Source organism: Flavobacterium micromati, assembly GCF_900129585.1.
Lineage (GTDB): Bacteria > Bacteroidota > Bacteroidia > Flavobacteriales > Flavobacteriaceae > Flavobacterium > Flavobacterium micromati.
In genome coordinates this window covers 41,683-62,959 of record NZ_FQWF01000005.1, presented here as the reverse complement: position 1 = coordinate 62,959, position 21,277 = coordinate 41,683, and the positions used below count along the sequence as shown (strand labels likewise).

Below are 21,277 nucleotides of genomic sequence, written 5' to 3'. Positions count from 1 at the left end.
TAAAACTAAATGTTTCCTTTTTTTAGTTCTTTTACCGCATAATCGCAAGCACGAGCTGTTAAAGCCATATAAGTTAATGATGGATTTTGACAAGCTGACGAAGGCATACAAGCGCCGTCAGTAACAAATACATTATTGACTTCATGCATTTGGTTCCATCTATTTAACACCGATTCCTTCGGGTCGTTACCCATTCTTGCTGTACCCATCTCGTGTATCGCCATTCCAGGATAACAATCGTTATCATAAGGTTGCACATTTTTGATACCAGACGCTTCTAACATTTCGGCAGCATCATTCATCATATCTTCGCGCATTTTTGCTTCATTCTCTTTGTATTCGCAATCAATTGCTAGCACAGATTGTCCCCACTTATCTTTTTTATTATGGTCGATGTACACTTTATTTTCGTAATAAGGTAACATTTCTCCAAACCCACCTAATCCCATACTCCAAGAATCAGCTGGTAAAGACATCGTATTTTTAAAATTTTCGCCAAAAGCTAATTCAGCAACTTCTTTATGCCATGAACCGCGACTTGCGCCACCTTGATAACCAAAACCTCGTAAATAATCTCTTTTATCATTACCCATGTTCTGATACCTAGGAATGTAAATTCCATTTGCTCTTCGTCCGTACGTATATTTATCTTCAAAACCTTCGGCGGAACCTTCAGCCCCCACCCGAAAAGGGTGATCCATAAGATTATGACCTAATTGTCCGCTGGCATTTCCCATACCGTTAGGATGTGCCTCCGAAGTAGAATTTAATAATATAAAAGTTGAACCTAAAGTAGATCCATTTACAAAAACGATTTTAGCATAAAATTCCATTGTTTCATTTGTCTCTGCATCAATAACCATCACGCCTTTGGCTTTTTTCGTTTCTTTATCATATATAATATGATTTACAATCGAGTAGGGTCTGACGGTTAAACGGTTGGTAGCCATTGCTGCTGGTAATGTAGAGGACTGCGTACTAAAATAAGCTCCAAAAGGACAACCGCGACTGCACAAGTTTCTATATTGACAACTCCCTCGTCCTTTGTGCGGAACGGTTAAATTTGCAGTACGACCAATTGTAAGTATTCTTGTTTTATTATAATGTTTTTCTAATCTTTCTTTAACCGATTTTTCTACACAATTTAAATCCATTGGTGGTAAAAATTTTCCATCAGGTAACAGAGGCCAATTTTCGGCCTGACCACTTATTCCGGCAAATTTTTCCACGTGATCATACCACTTGGCAATATCTTTATAACGAATAGGCCAATCATTTCCATAGCCATCCTTGGCATTATCTTCAAAATTATGGTCACTAAAACGATAACTTTGTCTTCCCCACATCAGCGATTTTCCACCTACGTGAAAACCTCTATACCAATCAAAGCGCTTATCCTCAGTGTAGGGACAATCTAAATCATTAACCCACCATTTTTCGGTTGCTTCATTGTACGGATAATCTCGTGTTTGCACAGGATGCGTTCTTTTTTGCTCCGCGGTAAGCTTTCCAGCTCGTTCAAATTCCCAAGGCGCTTTCATTGCCGAGTCATAATCTTTGATATGCTCAATATTCATTCCTCGTTCTAGCATAAGCACTTTTAAACCTTTCTCGGTAAGCTCCTTTGCTGCCCAACCACCACTAATTCCTGAACCTATGACAATAGCATCATACGTATTTTCCGCTTTTAAATTAGTATTTATATTCACGTGAAGTATTTTTTAATAAGATTGATATAATCACTATTTCTAATTATTTCTAGTTTGTCGCCCAAGCCTTCTGATCCTTTATGTAAGGAACATTTCCGTCATATCGACCGGGAATAGGAAGATATTCACGAGCTTGCGTACATCCAATTTCAGAGGTATAATATCCTAAAATAGTCAAATCTCTTGCAATTAGAAAAAAGGAAGGTGCTTTATTTGTTGCAATGGCATCATCTCGTAAAGAAGACATCAATTGATTACGCTCCTCGTTAGACATTGCGATAAAGTCTTTATTAAACTCTTCTGAACATTTGATTTGCATTTCTTTCAATCCATCTGCAAAAAGTTTCTGAAAATTAGCTGGATAACAATCTCTTATAATCATTGGAATAAAAGTACCGAGTCCAGCAGCTTTAGCTCCTGCAGAAGAGGCTGTAGTTGGGATAATTGTTTCGGCAAATTCAGAGAGAATTTGCTCATCAGTGGCAGAAAACGACACGAAGTTTTTCTCCTTCTCAGGCAAAACAAAATTTTCGAATAAAACGCCCATTGTTGTGGCTGAAATTGCGCTTCCCATCAAAAACGCAACACTCTTTAATGCTTCTCTTCTATTCATTGTGACCAAGATTAAAAATTGATTAGCAAACACTATTTACAATACAATAATAACGAAAAAAAAACTATGTTAATTTTTTTAATGTTAAATTATTGCACATTTCAATTTTTAACAGTCATTTACGACAATCACTTTACTAAATTCAAAAAAGGGTCATAAAAGGGTCTAATATTTTACAATAGTAAAATTTTGTGAGAGTATTTAAAATTGTATTTCTCTAATTTTAGCAAGGTAATAACTGATGAAATCGTAAAAAAATACAAAATTCGAAATATTATTTTATTTTTTACAACTTACGATACTGCTGGGTATTATTTATTTTCAAGAACTTAGGCAAATCTAAATTACCTCTCAAAAAGTCCTAAAGTTCCTCCGACCCAGTCCTTGTCTTTATTAAATTTCACTCCTATCATTTCACCACGACTTAATCTAACTAAATTACAAAGAAGAGTAGGAGCTTCGTCGCCTTTTTTCCAAACGCATAGTACACGAACCTCCGCTTTTACTTTTCCATCTGGAGATTGGACTATCGGCTTGTAATTTACTTTTTTCTGGAGTATGTAAAGTTCTTTCTCGACAACTGACTCAATATCTTCCTTTTTTACATGAAAAATTACGCCCGTTCCCGAAAATGAAAACAATGGTTTTAAAACATAGTTTTCTAAATCTTCTGGAATTTCTTTTAATTCACTTAACAACGTAGTTTCTATAAAATACTTCCCTTTTAGATGAGGCAAAATGAACTTACTGATTCTAAAAAACCAATTGGGATGACCTGCCCATTCAACATCTAAATCATCGGAGAAGTGAAAATTCAATTTTAAATCAGTTCGCAAATCAAGTTCGTCAAAAATAACCCGATTGTAAATTCGCTTAACGAGGATTTCATCTCCTTTTTCATTTTTATAAAAAAGCTGCTTTGCTCTTTTTATCAATTCGGTAACACAAACTATTGGAATTCCAATATCTCTATTGCAGTAATAGAAATCGATTTTTGTGTTTTGCTTTTCGGGTTCAATTTCGAGCAGAATTACATTTTCTTTAGGATGGTAATTACAAATTGCTTCCTCTAAAATATCCTGATAGCGCTGGCTTTCAATCCCATCAAAAAAAGGAGTAAATTCTTCTAAAAACGGATATTGATTTTTAAATTTTTCGTAAAGGTTAGCTTGATAATTGTATAACGAAGGAAAACCTTGTACTTCAATTAGTTTAGGTACAACTTCTCCATTTTCTTCACAAATACCAAAATCTACAGCCAAGAAAGTAGTGTGTTCGTCTTCATTGGGAACTTTATGATTAAGCTCTAAAGATTTGTCTGTAAGAATTTTAAAGTTTTTTTGTTTAATAAAAGATATAACTTCACTACATCCGTCAATTAATTGCGCTTTTAAGGTTTTCGGAATAAAAAATGGAGTTTCGGCCACTCTAAAAGTGGGCAAATAATTAAAATCGGAAGAGATATCACTTTTAAAATCTTGATATTTTTGATCTGTAAACTGAGCATTAAACAACTCCCGATATTTTGAAATCATAAACTTAGAAATTTACTAATTAGATAACATTTTCTTTGTTTTCAATAAATCATTAATTGCAGTACGAAGGAAATTGGGAATCAAAGTTTCATTTGTTTTATAGATTTTATCATCATCCATTAAATCTTCCAGCATTTCTCGAAATTTTTTTTCACCTTTCATTTTTTTCATTTTTTCTTTTGCTACTTTATTTCGTAAATGCATCACAAAACTTATAGGATCGGCTTCTGGATGAAATTGTGTACCAACAAAATAGTCGGTAAAACGCACTGCCATTATCGCACGTTCATATTGCACATGATCTCTAATTTTTTCAAGTGATATAATTTTTGCTCCTTTTTTAGCAAAAACACTTAATTTGGGTTGAACAACTTGATAATCGCGAGAATCGATTCCGTAAAAGGGATCTGCTAATCCTTCAAAAAGCGAATCATTAACGCCTTCTTTAGTTTTATGAATAGTCATTACTCCAAAAGAAGTATCATTCCTTTTTGTAACCGTGGCTAGTCCAAAATGCAAACATGCCATCTGGAACGAATGACAAATAAATAGTACGTGCTTTTTAACTGTATTTTCGTTATTCCATTTTGTCAGTGAATCGATAAATTGATAATATTTCACATCCCAATTTCCGTCTCCTATCAAGGGATTTCCTGGGCCGCCAGTAGATATATAAATATCAAATTTATTAATTTCGGGTAATTCACATTTGCCACGAACATCAAATATTTGAAAACTTATCACTGGACTAAATCGATTTACCACATCTATAATACAACGCATGCCCTGATTAGGTTCTCCATTGTACATATCTAAAAGGGCAATTTTAATTATTTCGTTAAGCATAATCATTTATTAATTAGAGAGATGCAAAGATAATTTATTATTTTACAATCCCTTTGTAAATTCTCCCGTTATAAAATCGACAACACGTGAAAGATCACTAGTTTCATTAAATACTGCTAATTGCTTATCAGCTCCAGTTCCATTTTTTAAAATTTCGTGAACAAAATTAATTTCATCACGACTCCCTAATTCATCAACTACATCATCAACAAAATCAAGTAATTCAAGAATCAGCATTTTAGTCTCAACCTCTTGCTGCAAACCAAAATCGATCATATTATTTTCAATTCCGTAGCGAGCAGCGCGAAATTTATTTTCTTTAATAAGCGCTAATCTGTATATATTGAAACTAGTATTGTTGATATTTAATTTGTAGAGTTTAGCTACAATTGCTTGGATAATGGCGACAATACAAATGGTTTCATCAACCGTTAAGCACATATCACATATCCTAAATTCAATCGTGTTAAAAAATGGATGCAAACGCAAATCCCACCATATCTTCTTCGGGTTATCAATACATTTTGTTTTTACTAATGTATCAAGAAAGTTTTGATATGCTTCAACGGAGTCAAAATACTCTGGTAAACCGGTTCTAGGAAATTTATCAAAAACCTTGGTTCTAAATGATTTATACCCGGTTTGTCTACCTTCCCAAAAAGGCGAATTAGTAGAAAGAGCAAAAATATGAGGCAAGAAATAAGTAGCTTGGTTCATTAATTGCAAACCTATTTCCCTATTTTCAATTCCCACATGGCAATGCATTCCAAAAATTAGGTTAGAACGAGCAGCATCTTGCAGTTCATTGACAATATCGTGATAACGCGGATCATCAGTAATAGGCTGATCTTGCCATTTTGAAAAAGGATGCGTTCCCGCGCCACCAACAATTAAATCTTGCTTATCAGCTAATTCAACTATTTTAGAGCGCAAAAACCGAATTTCATTTCGAGCATCGTTTACATTATTGCAAATATTAGTACCCACTTCCACCACCGACTGGTGCATTTCAGCTTTTACCTGCTCATTCAAAATTATCTTTGCACCATCAACAATCTTAGACAAATGCGAGCGCAAATCTCTAGTTTCTGGATCTATAATTTGATATTCTTCTTCTACACCAAGTGTAAATATTGGTAGCTTTTTCATTAGTATATTTTTTTAGGCGCTTTATACTTGGTCAGTTCGCGTCGCTATTCTCCCGATGCATCGAAACTATTTGGGCTAAAGGAAATAGGATAATAAATCCACATCATTTTCCAGCGGCAGCATCTTTTATAAATGTTCCCCAAGTTAAATTCATTTTTCCAGCTTTTTGCTTTTTTGCAGCAGCGATAGCCATTTTAGCCGCTTCTTCAACAACCCATTCAAAATTTTCAGCACCCACCGAAGTTAATTCTGCATCCGGAGCTGGATTTCCAAAATCAATAGCGTAAGGAATTCCATCACGTACTGCAAATTCTACGGTATTAAAATCATATCCCAATCCTTTGCAAAGACGTAACGTATAATCTTTTACCGTTGCAAGTAATTTTTTATCAGTAGCTGCGCCATCAATAACATAACGCAAGTGATGTGGATTTCTGGGTTCATATTGCATAATTCGGACTGCTTTTCCACCTAAACAATACACTCTAAAATATTCAGTAAAAACAATTTCTTCTTGTAACATCATAACCAACTGTCCCGTTTCTTGATGCTTTTCCCAAAATTCTTCTTTGTTTTCTAGGCGGTACACATTTTTCCAGCCACCTCCAGCATACGGTTTCATATATGCAGGAAATCCGATGTAATCAAATATTCCTTCCCAGTCCATTGGGTATTTTAAATTTCTAAAAGATTTTCCAGTCGTATCTGTAGGATGTTCAGCCGAAGGTAAAATCACGGTATGAGGAAGTGGGACTCCTAAAGTATCCGCAAGTGCATTATTAAAAAACTTATCGTCAGCACTCCACCAAAAAGGATTATTGATCACATTTGTGCCCGTCAAAGCTGCGTTTTTCAAATAAGCACGGTAAAACGGAACATCTTGCGAAATTCTATCAATAATAACGGCATATTCGCCACCTTGGTTCTGCACAACCTTATCAATAGAAACGGCTTCAGCAATAATTCCTTTTTCATTTTTTGAGTTAACTCTATCTATAAATGCTTGTGGGAAAGTATCTTCCATTCCAAATAAAATTCCTATTTTTTTCATCTTTGTTAGTTTATATTTTTAAAAAAAATTAATTCTTGATAAATAATGAGGAAACATTTCCTTCCATACCGGCCAATCGTGTTTTTGATCTTGCCAAATATCCAGCCAGTGATCTAGATTTTTTTCGTTTAATACTTTACTCATTTTTAGATTCGCATCAAAACAAATATCCCAGTTTGAAGTTCCTAGAACAATATCCATTTTCCATATTTCATGATCGTTTAATCCATATAAATAATCTTCTGGACTATTGTAAAATACATCATCATTATGAAAACCATCCATGAAATTTTTTATTGTAAATGCGCCACTCATAGAAAAAACATGGCTTATATAACCAGGGTGTCGAAACGCAAAATTAACAGCGTGATAACCGCCAAAACTGCACCCTGCAACAGCAACTTTTCCTGAAGGGGTATTATTTTTTACTCTTTCAACAATTTCATGACAAATCATTTTGTCATATTGAACATGATTCTTGATACGATGAAGGGGATGAACTTGTTTGTTATAGAAACTATCTTTATCGACACTATCCGGACAAAAAATTTGGATAAGCCCTTGCTCAATATACCATTTTGCCGACTCGATCAATCCCATATCTTTGTTTTCATGGTACGATCCCATCGAAGTTGGAAATAATACAACAGGATATCCAGCATGTCCAAAAACAAGCATTTCAATTTCTCGATTTAAATATGGTGAATGCCACTTAAAATACTCTTCCTTCATATATCTAGTTTTAACAAGTGTAATGAAAATAAATATGATAAAATGATAATTTTAAACTTTACATTGATAATTATTAGATAAAAGACAAACAATCTTAAAATATAAAAAATTGATAAAATAGTTCTATGGAATTTATTAATTTTAATATTATCAATAAAGCAAAATCTATCGTAAGCGATTTGATACTGCAAAATAAGAAGATAATATTGCTTAAAAACGATCTGTTTGTTAAGAAATGAATAGTTAAGTTTAAAAAATAATATTTTAGCTCGAAATGCTATTTCTCAAATTTTGCTAATTTTTAAAAAAGTTGCACTTGGCTTTTTAATCGTTCCATTAACATACTCATCATTCTTTTATTGATACTTGAAGTGTTTTTTGAATAGATAGCATACTCTTCTGCTGTGAATAAGCCAATAATAATACCTCTCATTGTATTACTGAATTTGATATCTTTTTGTATTGCATTATCAATAACTACTAATTTAGCCTCAACAGTTTTAGTCTCAAAATCAATTTTATTTTTTTCAATATAACTTGCAAAGGCGGCGGTAAAAAGATCATTTTGTAATTTTAAAATCGGTCTAAGAGTTTCATTTTGGAACGATTCTTCCATTGTGGATTCTAAAGATATTGTACCAATTGCCTGTCCTCGGAGTTGTGAAATAAAAGTATCGCGTGTGTTCATTTTTTTTCTTTAAAAGTAAAAAAAAATGCAATAGAAAAAGATTAAAATTATGACTTTGAAAAAAAAATTATGAGATTTCAAATCCGAAAATCGATTAAACTCGACGATTTGAATTCCAATGGAACTTTAAATTAGGATAAGTTATCAGCTCGGATTGATCAAGAACTCAATGGGCATAACATAATCCAACTTTAAAATACTAAAGCTCTCGCAAAGTAGTTGACGGAAATTAATTTTGTAAGTTCCGAACAACAAGTAAAAATTATAGAAATTGGGATTGATATTATAAAATTTGGAAATACCTCAATAACTTTAAAAAGTGCGGCTAGAAATATGATGAATGCACAAACTACAATAGTAAATTTAGATGAAAATGGAAAACCAAAAGCTCAAGGAAAATTAAGTATCGACTTTGTAAAAAGATCGATTATAAAAAAAATAAGACACCTTTCAAACTCAACTAAGTTGTTAAATCGTGGTTTTCTGTTAAAGTTTCAAAAATTTCTAGGTCAAAATAACGCACCGAAGCAATAACATGATCAAAAATATCTGACATAATATATTCGTAATTTTCAAATCGTTTATCGCTCGAAAATGCGTAAACTTCAAGCGGAACTCCATGCGAGGTTGATTGTAACTGACGACACAGCATTAACATATCTTTATTCAATGATGGATGCTGGTGTAAATACTCGGTGATATATTTTCTAAATAAACCCAAATTAGTCATATTCCGACCATTGATAGGCAAAGACTTGTCAATGTTATGGATTGAATTATAATTGTTAATTTCTACTTTTCTAGTGTCGATAAAAGTCGATAACAGTTGAATTTTTTTTAAGTTTTCTAATTCCGCTTCTTCTAAAAATCGAATGCTACTTGTTTTTATAAGAATATGTCTTTTAATTCGTCTTCCATCAGAATTAAGCATTCCTCGCCAGTTTTGAAAGGAATCAGAACTCAAACTATAAGTAGGAATAGTAGTAGTTGTATTATCAAAATTTCGAACTTTTACGGTAGCTAGATTTATTTCAATTACATCACCATCAGCACCAAAGCGATCCATTGTAATCCAATCACCTATGCGAACCATGTCGTTGATAGAAACTTGAACGCTTGAAACAAATCCTAAAATAGTGTCTCTGAATATTAAAATAATTACTGCCGAAACAGCTCCTAAAATAGTTAAAAGTTCTTTTTGATTGATATTAAATAATTTGGAAATAATTACTGCAATCCCAAAAGCCCATAACACAATCATAATAACCTGAATGAAACTGTCAATAGGTTTGTCGCTATAGCGCGGCATTAGTTTTAAATAGTCACGTAACGCATTGAAAATAGTTCGGACGATCCATAAAAGCAATACGACGATATAGATACCAACAAATTTTCCAAATATATCCTCCCAGTATTGATATCGATCTAAAATTATTGGTACTGATTTATAAATAAATAGCAACGGAATTAAATGTGCAATATATTTTGCAGTCTTATTAGTTACTAGTAAATCATCAAATTTTGTTTTAGTTTTTTGAGCAATTAAAACCATTATGGTAACTAGAGTGAGCCTGAAAATTATATAAATACCGTACGCTAAGAAGCATAGTAATACAATATTTAACAGCAAACTTAAGTACGAAGCAGAGCTACTTCCTAATCCCCATTTTCTAAAAATAGGATATAGAAGATGAAATAACTTCTCCACATAACTATACATTTTTAAGATATTTTCGTTCTATGTAAAAAGTACCAAAAGGAGGAATTGACGCAATACAAATGATAAAATATTTCTTAAAATCCCACTTTTCTTTAAAATAAAGGATTGTTGCTAGAACAATATATAAAGTAAATAATACTCCGTGGGCCATTCCAATATGTTTAACATAATAAGGATCATTAAAAATATATTTCATTGGCATAGCAAAGAAAAATAATAGAATGGCAGAGATTCCTTCTACAATTGCGGTAACTTTAAAAATCTTAAGCATTTTAATTATTTTTAATTTTAATCTGCAAAAATAAGTATTAACATTGATTTTAAGTGCACGGATTACTAAAGTAATTTACTTTTGTATTCTTAAACTTTGATAATGAGCAAACGCGATTTAAAAAAATATTTAGCAGAATTAAATAAAGAACAACTCGAAGAACAGATCGTCGAATTGTACGAGAAATTTAGTCCAGTGAAAGTCTATTATGATTTTGTTTTTAATCCAAAGGAAGAAACGCTTTTGCAGCAATGCAAATTAAAAATTTCACAGGAATATTTTCCTTTTAAAAAATTAGGAAGAAGGAGTAAACCAAAGATGAGACGTTCAGTTGCTCAAAAATATATCAAACATTTTATTGTTCTTGGTGTGGATCCTTTTTTAATCGCTGATGTAATGTTGTATAATATTGAAATTGCACAAACCTTTGCCTCAGAAAATATAATCAAGCACGAACTATTTTACAAAAGCATGTTTAATTCCTTTGAACAAGCTGTAATCTATTTAATTGCTAATGGAATACTTGCAGAATTTAAACCAAGAATTATTGAAATTCACAATCAAACTATCTCTCAAAAATGGTCTAATGAATCTGAATTTAATGCGGTTATAGAGCGATTTGAATACTAATACTAAATAGTCTTTGAAATTACTGTCATGTTTTTTTCAAATCGAGCGCAGTCGAGATTACGAACGACTTACAAACAACGTTTCGTGTTTTACTATAATCATGATGATGTGTACAACCTGACAAATTTCAATTCTTTTTAACAGTAAATTCAAAACATAAATGGTATCAACTATTTCATAAAATAATTTAAAATTATGATACACAGCAAAACAGATTTTTTAGATTAGACAAAAAAACAAAATTTATTTACTTTTATCGAATAGCATGTAGCTGCATAAATTAAAATTATTTAATGATTCCACTATATTTTTAATTAAAAATTAGACTTAAACTGTTTTTTAGGCGTATTTTTGCAAAAATCCAATAAGAAGCAATGTCGCAAAACAGTATAGAAATTGAAATCGAAGACAAAAAAGAACTTTATGCCTACCAAAAAGGAGACATAGATGCCATCTTTGAACGTATCGATAATGGCCCTCGTCAACATCATTTATTATATCAATTGCCCACCGGTGGCGGAAAAACAGTTGTTTTCTCAGAAATCGTTCGTCGCTACTTATCAAAACACGATAAAAAAGTAGTGGTGTTAACACACCGGATTGAACTTTGTAAGCAAACTTCAAAAATGTTGAAAGGTTTTGATGTCAAAAACAAAATCATCAATAGCAAAGTAAAAGAACTCCCGGATCAAAACGATTATTCTTGTTTTGTAGCCATGGTAGAAACGTTGAAAAACCGTATCAATGATGAAAAATTACATTTGGACAACATTGGTCTCGTAATTATCGATGAGGCGCATTATAATTCTTTTAGAAAATTACTGAGTTCTTTCAAAAATGCTTTTATTCTTGGAGTTACTGCAACCCCTTTGAGTTCAAACATAAAGTTGCCAATGCACGAAAGCTATGATGAACTAATTGTGGGAGACACCATTAGTTCTTTGATTGACAAAGGTTTTTTGGCGAAAGCAATAACTTACAGTTACGATGTAGGTCTAACGTCGCTGAAAGTTGGAATTAACGGAGATTACACGGTGAAATCATCTGATGATCTATATACCAATATGGCCATGCAAGAAAAGTTACTGCATGCCTACACCGAGAAATCTATTGGTAAAAAAACCTTGATTTTTAATAACGGAATCAACACTTCTTTGTATGTGTACGAAACGTTCAAAGAAGCAGGTTATGAAATTCGCCATTTGGACAACACCAGCAGCACCGAAGAACGAAAAGAGATTTTATTTTGGTTCAAACATACTCCAGATGCTATTTTGACCTCAGTAGGAATTCTTACAACAGGTTTTGATGAACCTACAGTAGAAACCATTATTTTAAATCGAGCAACTAAATCGTTGACTCTGTATTACCAAATGATTGGTCGCGGCTCTCGAAAATTACCCAATAAAAATAGCTTCAACGTTATCGATTTAGGGAATAACGCCGCACGTTTTGGTTTGTGGAGTGAACCCGTAAATTGGCAACATATTTTCAAATCACCTGAATTTTATTTAGAAAATTTACGTGACGATACTGAAATTGAGCTATATTTTAAATACAGCATGCCGCCAGAATTGCGTGAAAAATTTAGTAAAACTGCTGTTGTTACTTTTGATGTAGATGAAGAACACAAATTGATCATCAAACAAAATTTGCGCTCTAAGGAAGTTTTAGATAAATCACTCGATCAACATGCTGCGATGTGTGTTGACAATTCTGAAACTTTGCAAGAAGCAAAAACATTAGGAAAAATGCTTGAAGACGATATTGATTGCCGAATCAAGCGCTATTCTAAATGCTTGAGCCAGTGCAGTAAAAACTACCGCGAATGGCTTGTTGAAGATTATAAATTAAAATTAATTTTGTTGACAGGTAAAAAATATCGTGAGAAAATCATGAACGAACCTGATGAAGATTAATTTTTATTAGGAGCTAATCCCGCTATTCGCTATATCTATTGCGGCGAACCCCGCCACAATAGGATGTCGCTACTATCGAGGCTATGGATCACGGTAATCAAAAAACATTATTATAATACAAAATCCAATACCAATGTCAAAACAATTCTCTGATTTAGGAATTTCAGCACCTCTAGTAAAAGCAATTACCGAATTGAAAATTGTAGTACCAACAGAAATTCAACAAAAAACCATTCCGTTATTGTTAGCAAACAAAACCGATTTAGTGGGACTTGCTAAGACTGGAACTGGAAAAACAGCTGCTTTTGGATTGCCTATTTTACAATTAATTGATACTAATTCTGCAGTTGTACAAGCCGTAATTCTAGCGCCAACCAGAGAACTTGGCCAGCAAATATTCAAAAATTTAGAATCTTTTGCGGCTTTTTTACCAGAAGTTTCTATAGCAGTAACCTGTGGAGGAATTCCTATAAAACCACAAATAGAACGCCTTGCTTTACCTACGCACATTGTTGTAGCTACTCCAGGTCGTTTGATTGATTTGATTCAGCGCAAAGCGATCAATTTAAAAGAAACTAAATTCCTTGTGCTCGACGAAGCCGATGAAATGGTTACGATATTAAAAGAAGGCTTAGATGAAATAATAGCTGAATTACCTAAAGAGCATAAAACCTTTTTATTCTCGGCAACGATGCCTGGAGCAATAAAACAACTGATTCAGAACTATTTGAACAAAAATGTAGTTCAAGTTAGTGCTAACATGGAAACAGTAGGAAATCAAGGAATCGATCATCAATATATTGTTGTTGATCCTATTGAAAAACTAGATGTTTTAATGCATTTCCTAAATTCGAAAGAAGGAGAACGCGGAATTATTTTTTGCAAAACTAAAGCTGCTGTCAATAAATTGGCTAAAAATTTAGCGATCAATCGTTTTTCATCAGGAGCGTTGCATGGTAGTTTGTCACAAGGAATACGAGATAGAATTATGGAGCAATTTCGTGAAGGACATATCAATATATTAGTCGCAACTGATCTTGCTGCAAGAGGAATAGATGTAAAAGAAATTTCGTATGTTGTCAATTACCATTTGCCAGATGCCTATGAAGCCTATGTTCACCGTAGCGGAAGAACGGCAAGAGCAGGAGCAAAGGGCCTTTCTTTAACGGTTTTACAACCGGAAGAAGTAACTGAAATTGCTGATTTCGAAAAAGAGTTGGGAATTAAATTTACACTATTTAATAAACCAACGGCATTAAGCATCGAAGAAAATAATACCCTTTTATGGGCAAAGCAAATATTTAAAACCAAACCCAACCACGAAGTGGATGCGGAGTTGAAAACAAAAATAAAAACTGTTTTTCATCACTTAACTAAAGACGAATTGATCGAAAAACTGTTGGCTAATTATTTACTGCAAAATAAAAATGAACCAACCGAAAAACCGGTTAAAAGACAGAAAATGAAGTAGTGATTCATTTTTATAGATTCATTAATCTATTACAGAAACCAAGGCTTTCTGTAATAGATTTTTTTTGATAGTATTTTTTTTAACTTTTTAAACCAAACAAAAAGTTAAAAACTAAAATGTTAAAAAAAACATTTCCTAAATTTGCACTATGAATAAAAAGTTACATGCATATATCATAATTCTAACTCTTGGCTTATTACTATTGCCAAGTTTGACTTATGCGTGTGGAACTCAATCAACAAAAGAATGTTGCAAAAAAGAAGTGACATCTAAATCGGAACATAAAGAATGCTCTGAAGAAAGTCATTCTAAAAATCAAAACGATAATTGCAACGGTAAATGTGGGCATGCAAATTGTACCTCTGTAAATGCTAATTATAGCTCAGTTGTGTTTAACGACTTTGATTTCACTCACAATAATTTTGATTTTCCGACAATTAAACAAAATTTTTATAATACCACAACCTTTGTTTCATCAGGTTATACCTCAATATGGCTTATTCCTAAAATAAGCTAAATTCAATTTTTTGTAGCCACAGTTGTGGCTTTTTTATAGCATTCGCTAAATTTATTACAACTATAAAATAAATAGAATCCAATTTGGATTAACCTATTTGATATTTATAAGTTGTTATTTCTCTAAAAAATATTCCTAAAACAAATTCAAAAGAAACAATTCTTTTGGAACAAATCTTTATTAAATGAAAAATTCAATATCAAAAATAGGATTGGCAATAACTATGTTGCTAACTATTACATTCACTAGTGCACAAATAAAAAATGCAAAAACTGAAACTGTAAAAATCTACGGAAACTGCGGTATGTGTAAAACAACTATCGAAAAAGCAGCCAATCTAAAAAATATAGCAGCCGTAGATTGGAACAAAGACACTAAAATGGCAACACTAAAATACGATGCTACAAAGACAAATCAGGATGAGATCTTAAAGAGAGTAGCATTAGTTGGTTATGATAGCGATAAATTTCTTGCACCAAACGATGTTTATGCTAATCTACACGGTTGTTGTCAATATGATAGAAGCCCACTAGCGTCAAATGAAAGCACCCCAGCCATTAATGAGGGAACTACAAGTACTGAAATGGAAGACAATAAGACAATGTCAAAAGAAAACAACGTATTAAATACTGTTTTTGATACCTATTTTGAAGTAAAAGAGGCATTAGTCCAAACCGATGGAGTAGAAGCTTCTAAAAAATCAGCAACATTACTGACTGCGATTAATGCCGTAAAAATGGATCAATTAGAAATGGATGTTCACATGGTTTGGATGGAAGTTACCAAAGAGTTAAAAGAAGATGCGGAGCATATTGCAGATACTAAGGATGTTACTCATCAAAGAGATCATTTTATGACGTTGTCAAAAAATATGTATGATTTAATAAAAGTGTCAAAAGACGCAACACCAACTTATTACCAGTTTTGTCCAATGGCTAACAAAGGTAAAGGTGCTAATTGGTTGAGTAAAGATAGCTCTATTAAAAATCCTTATTACGGAGCTCAAATGTTGAGTTGTGGTAAAACCGTTGAAACTATTAAATAATTATTAAAGCGAAATCCTTTTACAAGTAAAGGATTTTGCTTTTAAAATTAACTCATCGAAAAAATGAATATCAAAATAAATCTACTTGCATTTTTGCTGTTAATTTTTAGCATCAATGCAAATGCACAAGTCAAAGTGGGAGATAGACTTCCATCGCTAGAATTACAGAATAGTTCGAATGAAAAAACAAATATCAATCAATTTAAAGATAAATATGTCTTAATCGATTTTTGGGCTTCGTGGTGCGCACCTTGCAGATTAGGCAATAAAAAGTTGGTAAAACTTCACGCAGAACTGGATCCCGATAAAATTGAAATCATTGGAATTTCGATCGATACTGATCCAAATAAATGGATGAAGGCAATTGAAAAAGACAAAATTAGCTTTTTAAAATTGATAGATTCAAAAGGATTTGATGCAAAAGCAGCACTTCTTTTTGGAGTTGAAGAGTTACCATCGCAGTACCTTTTTAATGAAAAAGGTATTCTGATAAAGAAAAACCCAACAGAAGAAGAAATAATTAATTTAATAAAGTAAGATATGAAAACATTATATAAAAAATCAGTCCTAATAGTAATACTAATAACATTATTTACAACAGCAAGTAACGCACAGATTTCAAAAGCAGAAATAAGAGCGACCGGTTTGACTTGCTCGATGTGCTCGAATGCGATTAATAAGCAATTAAAATCAATGCCAGAGGTTAAAAATGTCGACATTGATTTAAACACAAATACATTTGTCGTTTCATTATCAGAAAACAATTCTTTAAAACCATCGGTATTTAAAGAAAAAGTAGAAAATGCAGGGTTCTTTATTGGGTCTCTAGTTTTAACCACAAACTCTAAAACGATAAAAGAAAGCTCCTACATTATTGTAAATGGTAAAGAAAACAATAGTAAAGAAGTTCAAATACAAATTTTAGATAAGGGATATGTAACCGATAAAGAGTTTAAAAAATTGTCAAAGTCATATAAAAATAGTTTGACTTATAACAATAGTAATGAAAATGATTTTCATATTCAAATATTAAATTAATGAGAAATTTGGTATTAATAATTGTAGTATTTATTTTTCAAATAGGTTCTTCGCAGGAATTATTTCTATTAACGGATCCAGCAAGTAATGTGCCTGCTAATTCTCTAGGAGTAAATATATTACAATCGGCTTTTGAAAGAGAAATGACATCGGGCTATATGTATAGCATTATGCCCGAAGTAACTTATGGAATCAATAAAAATCTAATGGTGAGGGCATCGGCTTTTTTAAGTAATAGAAATAGTCAATTGGTTGCTGAAGGTGGAAATTTTTTAGCTAAATATCGTTTCTACTCTGAGGATGATTTAAATAGCCATTTTCGTTTAGCTGCTTTTGGAAGATATAGCTCTAATAATGCGAATATTCATCAAGAGCAAATTGAAATTATGGGACAAAATAGTGGTTTTGAAACTGGAATCGTGGCGACTAAATTAATTAAAAAACTAGCAATAAGTTCGACCGTTAGTTTTGAAAAAGCTTTTGATAATAAGCCAAATAATTCTTTCCCAGCTACTTTAGGAGACAATGCAACAAACTATACTTTATCGTTTGGGAAATTGATGTACCCTAAAAAATATACGAGTTTAAAACAGACAAATATAAATCTGATGGTAGAGTTTATAGGTCAAACGATTAACGAAAACGGAAAATCTTATTTAGACATAGTTCCTGTTATTCAATTTATTTTTAATAGTCAAGCCCGTTTAGATTTGGCTTATCGAAGAGAATTAATGAGCTCAATGATACGCACCGCTCCAAACGGGGTTTATTTGAATTTATATTATACTTTTTTTAATTTAAAAAATTAAACAAAAATTTTACAAATCCAAAACTTAATTTTACAACACTGCGTTTTTAAATTCATATTAAATTTATAATATGAATAACTATATTCATGTTAAATAATTCTTATTATGGAAAATGCTGAAGATTGTATTGATGCATGTTTAGAATGTGCAACCGTATGTGAAAATTGTGCGGAAGAATGCAAAAAATCTAATAATGATGAACACCAAAAATGTATTGGACTTTGTACGGATTGTGCAGACATTTGTAAATTGTGCGCAAAATTCCAAGAAAGAGGTTCGACTTTTGCAGCTGCACTTTGCAAATTGTGTGCTGAAATCTGTACCGCCTGCGCCACTGAATGTGAAAAATTTACCGATCTAGATCATTGTAAAAAATGTGCTGCCGCGTGCAGAAAATGTGCAGATACTTGCTCAAAAATGTAAAAAAAGCAGGATAAATCGTTTGATTTATCGTGTATTTCAAATTTTTAAATAATAATAAAATGAAAAAAACAATTTTTGTAACCATAATAATGGTACTGATAATCGTTTCTTGCAACCAAAAGAATCAAGAAACTACAAATGATTCTCAAATGTTAAACGATACAAATTCTATGCTGAATGATTCCACAATGATGGAAAATGACTCCACAATGATGCACACTGACTCTACAATGGCGAATCATAATGATAAAATGATGAACAATAGCAAAATGTATTCGTGCTCAATGCATCCTGATATTCACGGAAAATTAAACGAGAAATGTTCTAAATGTGGCATGAAGTTGACTGTACCTGTTGCATAAAAACATACTAAATAAGTATCTTTCATTCCTAAATAACAAATCAACTTCACAGTATTTATGTGAAGTTGGTTTTAATATTTCAATTTGGGAGTATTTGCTGTGGTGAATATTGACGCATTTAATTTACTTTTTTTAAATTGATAAATTATCCATCTAAGTACTATGAGCTAAATAAAAAATGAGCTCTATCATCATTTATTACGCAAAAAAACTTAAAAATGAATTATACATACACTGTTGAAGGAATAACTTGTTCGGGTTGCGAAGCTAAAGTGAAAGACGATTTGTCCAAAGTTGAACACATCACAAAAGTTGATATTTCAAAAGAAAATAATCAAGCTGTAATCATAATGTCACAACACGTAAAATTAGAAACTTTACAAAAAGCTCTTGGAGGAAAAAATAGTAAGTATCAAATTTCGCTTCCCAACTCTAAACCCACATCAGAAATAAAAGCAGAAAGTTGTTGTTCTTCAGATAAAGGAGAAAGTACAACGCATCAACATAATCATTCAAACGAAGCAGGTAAATACTACTGCCCCATGCGTTGCGAAGGCGACAAAACGTATGATAAAGCAGGAGATTGTCCGGTTTGCGGAATGGATTTGGTCAAAGAACCAACTTCTAATCAAATAACGCAATATACGTGCCCGATGCATCCTGAAATTGTGGAGGATGAGCCCGGAAGTTGTCCGATTTGCGGAATGGATTTAGTACCTATGGAACCCTCGGATTCTGAAGACAACAAAACTTACGAAAGGCTTTGGCACAAAATGAAAATTGCGATGCTGTTTACTATTCCGATTTTCATTATTTCCATGTCGGATATGATTCCCAATAATCCGTTATATCAGATAATGGAATTGGAGTATTGGAATTGGATTCAGTTTGCCTTTACGCTGCCTGTTGTTTTTTATGCGTGTTGGATGTTTTTTGAAAGAGCGTGGAAATCCATAGTGAATTGGAATTTGAATATGTTTACCTTAATTGGGATTGGGACCGGAGTTGCTTTTCTATTTAGTATTGTCGGCATGCTTTTTCCAGAGGTATTTCCCGCTCAATTTAAAACAGAAAACGGAACAGTTCATTTATATTTTGAAGCTACGGCAGTTGTCTTAACATTGGTTTTATTGGGACAACTGTTAGAAGCAAAAGCACACAGTAGAACCAGTGGCGCTATTAAAGAATTACTGAAATTAGCACCAAAAGAAGCTACTGTAGTTGTTGATGGTGTTGAAAAAGTAATTTCAATTCACAATATTAAAAAAGACGACATTTTACGTGTAAAACCGGGAGAGAAAATTCCAGTTGATGGAAAAATCACGGAAGGAACCAGTACGATTGATGAATCTATGATTACGGGAGAACCGATTCCTGTAGATAAAAAAGAAGAAGATAAAGTAAGTGCCGGAACAATCAACGGTACAAAATCTTTTTTGATGATTGCCGAAAAAGTGGGGTCCGAAACTTTACTATCACAAATTGTACAAATGGTTAGCGATGCGAGTCGTTCTCGAGCACCCATTCAAAATCTGGTTGATAAAGTAGCTAAATATTTTGTTCCCATTGTAGTTGTAATTTCGGTTATCACATTTATAGTTTGGTGGCAATTTGGACCTGAACCGAAATTGGTTTATGGATTTGTTAATGCTATTGCGGTTTTGATTATCGCTTGTCCGTGTGCTTTAGGTTTGGCTACACCAATGTCTGTTATGGTTGGTGTTGGAAAAGGAGCTAAATTGGGCGTATTAATCAAAAATGCCGAAGCCATTGAAAAAATGGACAAGATTGACGTTTTAATTACGGATAAAACAGGAACCATCACGGAAGGAAAACCTTCTGTAGAAAAAATTGTAGTGAAAGACGGCGATGAAAAAGACGTTTTAGGAAAAATAGCATCGCTCAATCAAAGTAGCGAACATCCTTTGGCTACAGCCGTAGTTAATTTTGCCAAAACAAAAGAAGTTGCATTTTCTAATGTGGCTGACTTTGATTCTGTAACTGGCAAAGGAGTAAAAGGCAGTATCAATCAAGAATTGATTCTGTTGGGAAATAAAAGTTTAATGGAACAAGAAGGCGTTGCTGATTTTTCGGCTATTGAAAAAGAAGTCATTGCCGAACAACAATTGGGAAAAACAGTTTCTTACATTGCCAGTAATAATAAGGTCGTTGGGTTTATAACCATTACTGATGCGATAAAGAAAACAAGTGTTGAAGCCATAACCGAATTAAAAAAACAAGGTGTTGAAGTTATTATGATAACTGGTGACAATGAAAATACGGCAAAAGCAGTTGCCGCTGAATTGAATTTAACCGACTTCAAAGCTGGATTTTTGCCGCAAGATAAATTACAATACATCAAAGATTTACAGGCACAAGGTAAAGTGGTCGCAATGGCAGGAGACGGAATAAACGATGCTCCGGCTTTGGCTCAAGCTGATATTGGAATTGCCATGGGAACTGGAACCGATGTGGCTATTGAAAGTGCTAAAATCACATTAGTTAAAGGCGATTTACAAGGAATTGTGAAAGCTAAAAATTTGAGTCATGCTGTTATGAGAAACATCAAGCAAAACTTGTTTTTTGCATTTATTTATAATGTCGTTGGAATTCCAATTGCAGCAGGAGTTTTATTTCCTATTTTAGGAATTTTGTTATCGCCCATGATTGCAGCTTTGGCGATGAGTTTTAGTTCAGTTTCAGTGATTGCAAATGCATTGCGATTAAGAACAATTAAAATTTAACCCTG

21 protein-coding genes are annotated in these 21,277 nt (G+C 32.8%); 11 read left to right on the top strand and 10 right to left on the bottom strand.

What is annotated here, in order from left to right:
* Window positions 1–5 precede the first annotated feature (5 nt).
* The 10 genes from BUB42_RS06555 to BUB42_RS06505 all read right to left on the bottom strand — a co-directional run bounded on the left by BUB42_RS06555 (window position 6) and on the right by BUB42_RS06505 (window position 10,314).
* Window positions 6–1,709 (bottom strand): GMC oxidoreductase, encoded by a 1,704-nt coding sequence (locus BUB42_RS06555; protein WP_073018357.1) that lies wholly within the window; start codon window positions 1,707–1,709, stop codon window positions 6–8.
* 49 nt (window positions 1,710–1,758) lie between these two features.
* Window positions 1,759–2,322 (bottom strand): gluconate 2-dehydrogenase subunit 3 family protein, encoded by a 564-nt coding sequence (locus BUB42_RS06550; protein ID WP_073018355.1) that lies wholly within the window; start codon window positions 2,320–2,322, stop codon window positions 1,759–1,761.
* A gap of 344 nt (window positions 2,323–2,666) precedes the next feature.
* Entirely contained in the window at window positions 2,667–3,857 is a 1,191-nt protein-coding gene (locus BUB42_RS06545) for a hypothetical protein (RefSeq protein WP_073018353.1), read from the bottom strand.
* 15 nt (window positions 3,858–3,872) lie between these two features.
* A complete protein-coding gene (locus BUB42_RS06540) occupies window positions 3,873–4,703 on the bottom strand; it encodes a type 1 glutamine amidotransferase (RefSeq protein WP_084118301.1) in 831 nt (276 codons plus the stop codon).
* A 42-nt stretch (window positions 4,704–4,745) separates the two neighbouring features.
* The gene (locus BUB42_RS06535) at window positions 4,746–5,852 is read right to left on the bottom strand and encodes a carboxylate-amine ligase (protein ID WP_073018349.1); all 1,107 of its coding nucleotides are present in this window, start codon (window positions 5,850–5,852) and stop codon (window positions 4,746–4,748) included.
* Window positions 5,853–5,955: 103 nt separating this feature from the next.
* Entirely contained in the window at window positions 5,956–6,903 is a 948-nt protein-coding gene (locus BUB42_RS06530; RefSeq protein ID WP_073018347.1) for an ATP-grasp domain-containing protein, read from the bottom strand.
* A gap of 18 nt (window positions 6,904–6,921) precedes the next feature.
* Window positions 6,922–7,635 (bottom strand): esterase family protein, encoded by a 714-nt coding sequence (locus BUB42_RS06525; protein ID WP_073018345.1) that lies wholly within the window; start codon window positions 7,633–7,635, stop codon window positions 6,922–6,924.
* A 301-nt stretch (window positions 7,636–7,936) separates the two neighbouring features.
* On the bottom strand, window positions 7,937–8,323 hold the full coding sequence (locus tag BUB42_RS06520) for a glyoxalase (protein ID WP_073018343.1): 387 nt from the start codon (window positions 8,321–8,323) through the stop codon (window positions 7,937–7,939).
* A gap of 460 nt (window positions 8,324–8,783) precedes the next feature.
* Window positions 8,784–10,043 (bottom strand): mechanosensitive ion channel family protein, encoded by a 1,260-nt coding sequence (locus BUB42_RS06510; protein ID WP_073018339.1) that lies wholly within the window; start codon window positions 10,041–10,043, stop codon window positions 8,784–8,786.
* Entirely contained in the window at window positions 10,036–10,314 is a 279-nt protein-coding gene (locus BUB42_RS06505) for a DUF3817 domain-containing protein (protein ID WP_073018337.1), read from the bottom strand. Before BUB42_RS06505 ends, BUB42_RS06510 begins: the two co-directional genes overlap by 8 nt.
* A 102-nt stretch (window positions 10,315–10,416) precedes the next feature.
* On the opposite strand from BUB42_RS06505, the gene BUB42_RS06500 reads away from it, so the two are divergent.
* From BUB42_RS06500 to BUB42_RS06450, 11 genes are all read left to right on the top strand, one after another.
* On the top strand, window positions 10,417–10,944 hold the full coding sequence (locus BUB42_RS06500) for a DUF6155 family protein (RefSeq protein ID WP_073018335.1): 528 nt from the start codon (window positions 10,417–10,419) through the stop codon (window positions 10,942–10,944).
* 374 nt (window positions 10,945–11,318) lie between these two features.
* A complete protein-coding gene (locus BUB42_RS06495; protein WP_073018333.1) occupies window positions 11,319–12,863 on the top strand; it encodes a DEAD/DEAH box helicase in 1,545 nt (514 codons plus the stop codon).
* A 133-nt stretch (window positions 12,864–12,996) separates the two neighbouring features.
* Window positions 12,997–14,334, top strand: a complete 1,338-nt coding sequence (locus tag BUB42_RS06490; RefSeq protein ID WP_073018331.1) for a DEAD/DEAH box helicase — start codon at window positions 12,997–12,999, stop codon at window positions 14,332–14,334.
* 148 nt (window positions 14,335–14,482) lie between these two features.
* Window positions 14,483–14,851 carry a hypothetical protein gene (locus tag BUB42_RS06485; RefSeq protein ID WP_084118297.1) on the top strand — a complete coding sequence of 123 codons (369 nt, stop codon included), beginning with the start codon at window positions 14,483–14,485 and terminating at the stop codon, window positions 14,849–14,851.
* Between the two features lie 184 nt (window positions 14,852–15,035).
* On the top strand, window positions 15,036–15,896 hold the full coding sequence (locus BUB42_RS06480; RefSeq protein WP_073018329.1) for a DUF3347 domain-containing protein: 861 nt from the start codon (window positions 15,036–15,038) through the stop codon (window positions 15,894–15,896).
* Between the two features lie 63 nt (window positions 15,897–15,959).
* Window positions 15,960–16,433, top strand: a complete 474-nt coding sequence (locus tag BUB42_RS06475) for a TlpA family protein disulfide reductase (RefSeq protein ID WP_073018328.1) — start codon at window positions 15,960–15,962, stop codon at window positions 16,431–16,433.
* A gap of 3 nt (window positions 16,434–16,436) precedes the next feature.
* On the top strand, window positions 16,437–16,934 hold the full coding sequence (locus BUB42_RS06470; RefSeq protein ID WP_073018326.1) for a heavy-metal-associated domain-containing protein: 498 nt from the start codon (window positions 16,437–16,439) through the stop codon (window positions 16,932–16,934).
* Complete coding sequence (locus BUB42_RS06465; RefSeq protein ID WP_073018324.1) at window positions 16,934–17,743, top strand: hypothetical protein; 810 nt, start codon at window positions 16,934–16,936, stop codon at window positions 17,741–17,743. Before BUB42_RS06470 ends, BUB42_RS06465 begins: the two co-directional genes overlap by 1 nt.
* A gap of 105 nt (window positions 17,744–17,848) precedes the next feature.
* On the top strand, window positions 17,849–18,166 hold the full coding sequence (locus tag BUB42_RS06460; protein WP_073018322.1) for a four-helix bundle copper-binding protein: 318 nt from the start codon (window positions 17,849–17,851) through the stop codon (window positions 18,164–18,166).
* Between the two features lie 59 nt (window positions 18,167–18,225).
* On the top strand, window positions 18,226–18,528 hold the full coding sequence (locus tag BUB42_RS06455; protein WP_073018320.1) for a heavy metal-binding domain-containing protein: 303 nt from the start codon (window positions 18,226–18,228) through the stop codon (window positions 18,526–18,528).
* A 218-nt stretch (window positions 18,529–18,746) separates the two neighbouring features.
* Window positions 18,747–21,272 carry a heavy metal translocating P-type ATPase gene (locus BUB42_RS06450; RefSeq protein ID WP_073018318.1) on the top strand — a complete coding sequence of 842 codons (2,526 nt, stop codon included), beginning with the start codon at window positions 18,747–18,749 and terminating at the stop codon, window positions 21,270–21,272.
* The last annotated feature ends 5 nt before the right edge of the window (window positions 21,273–21,277 follow it).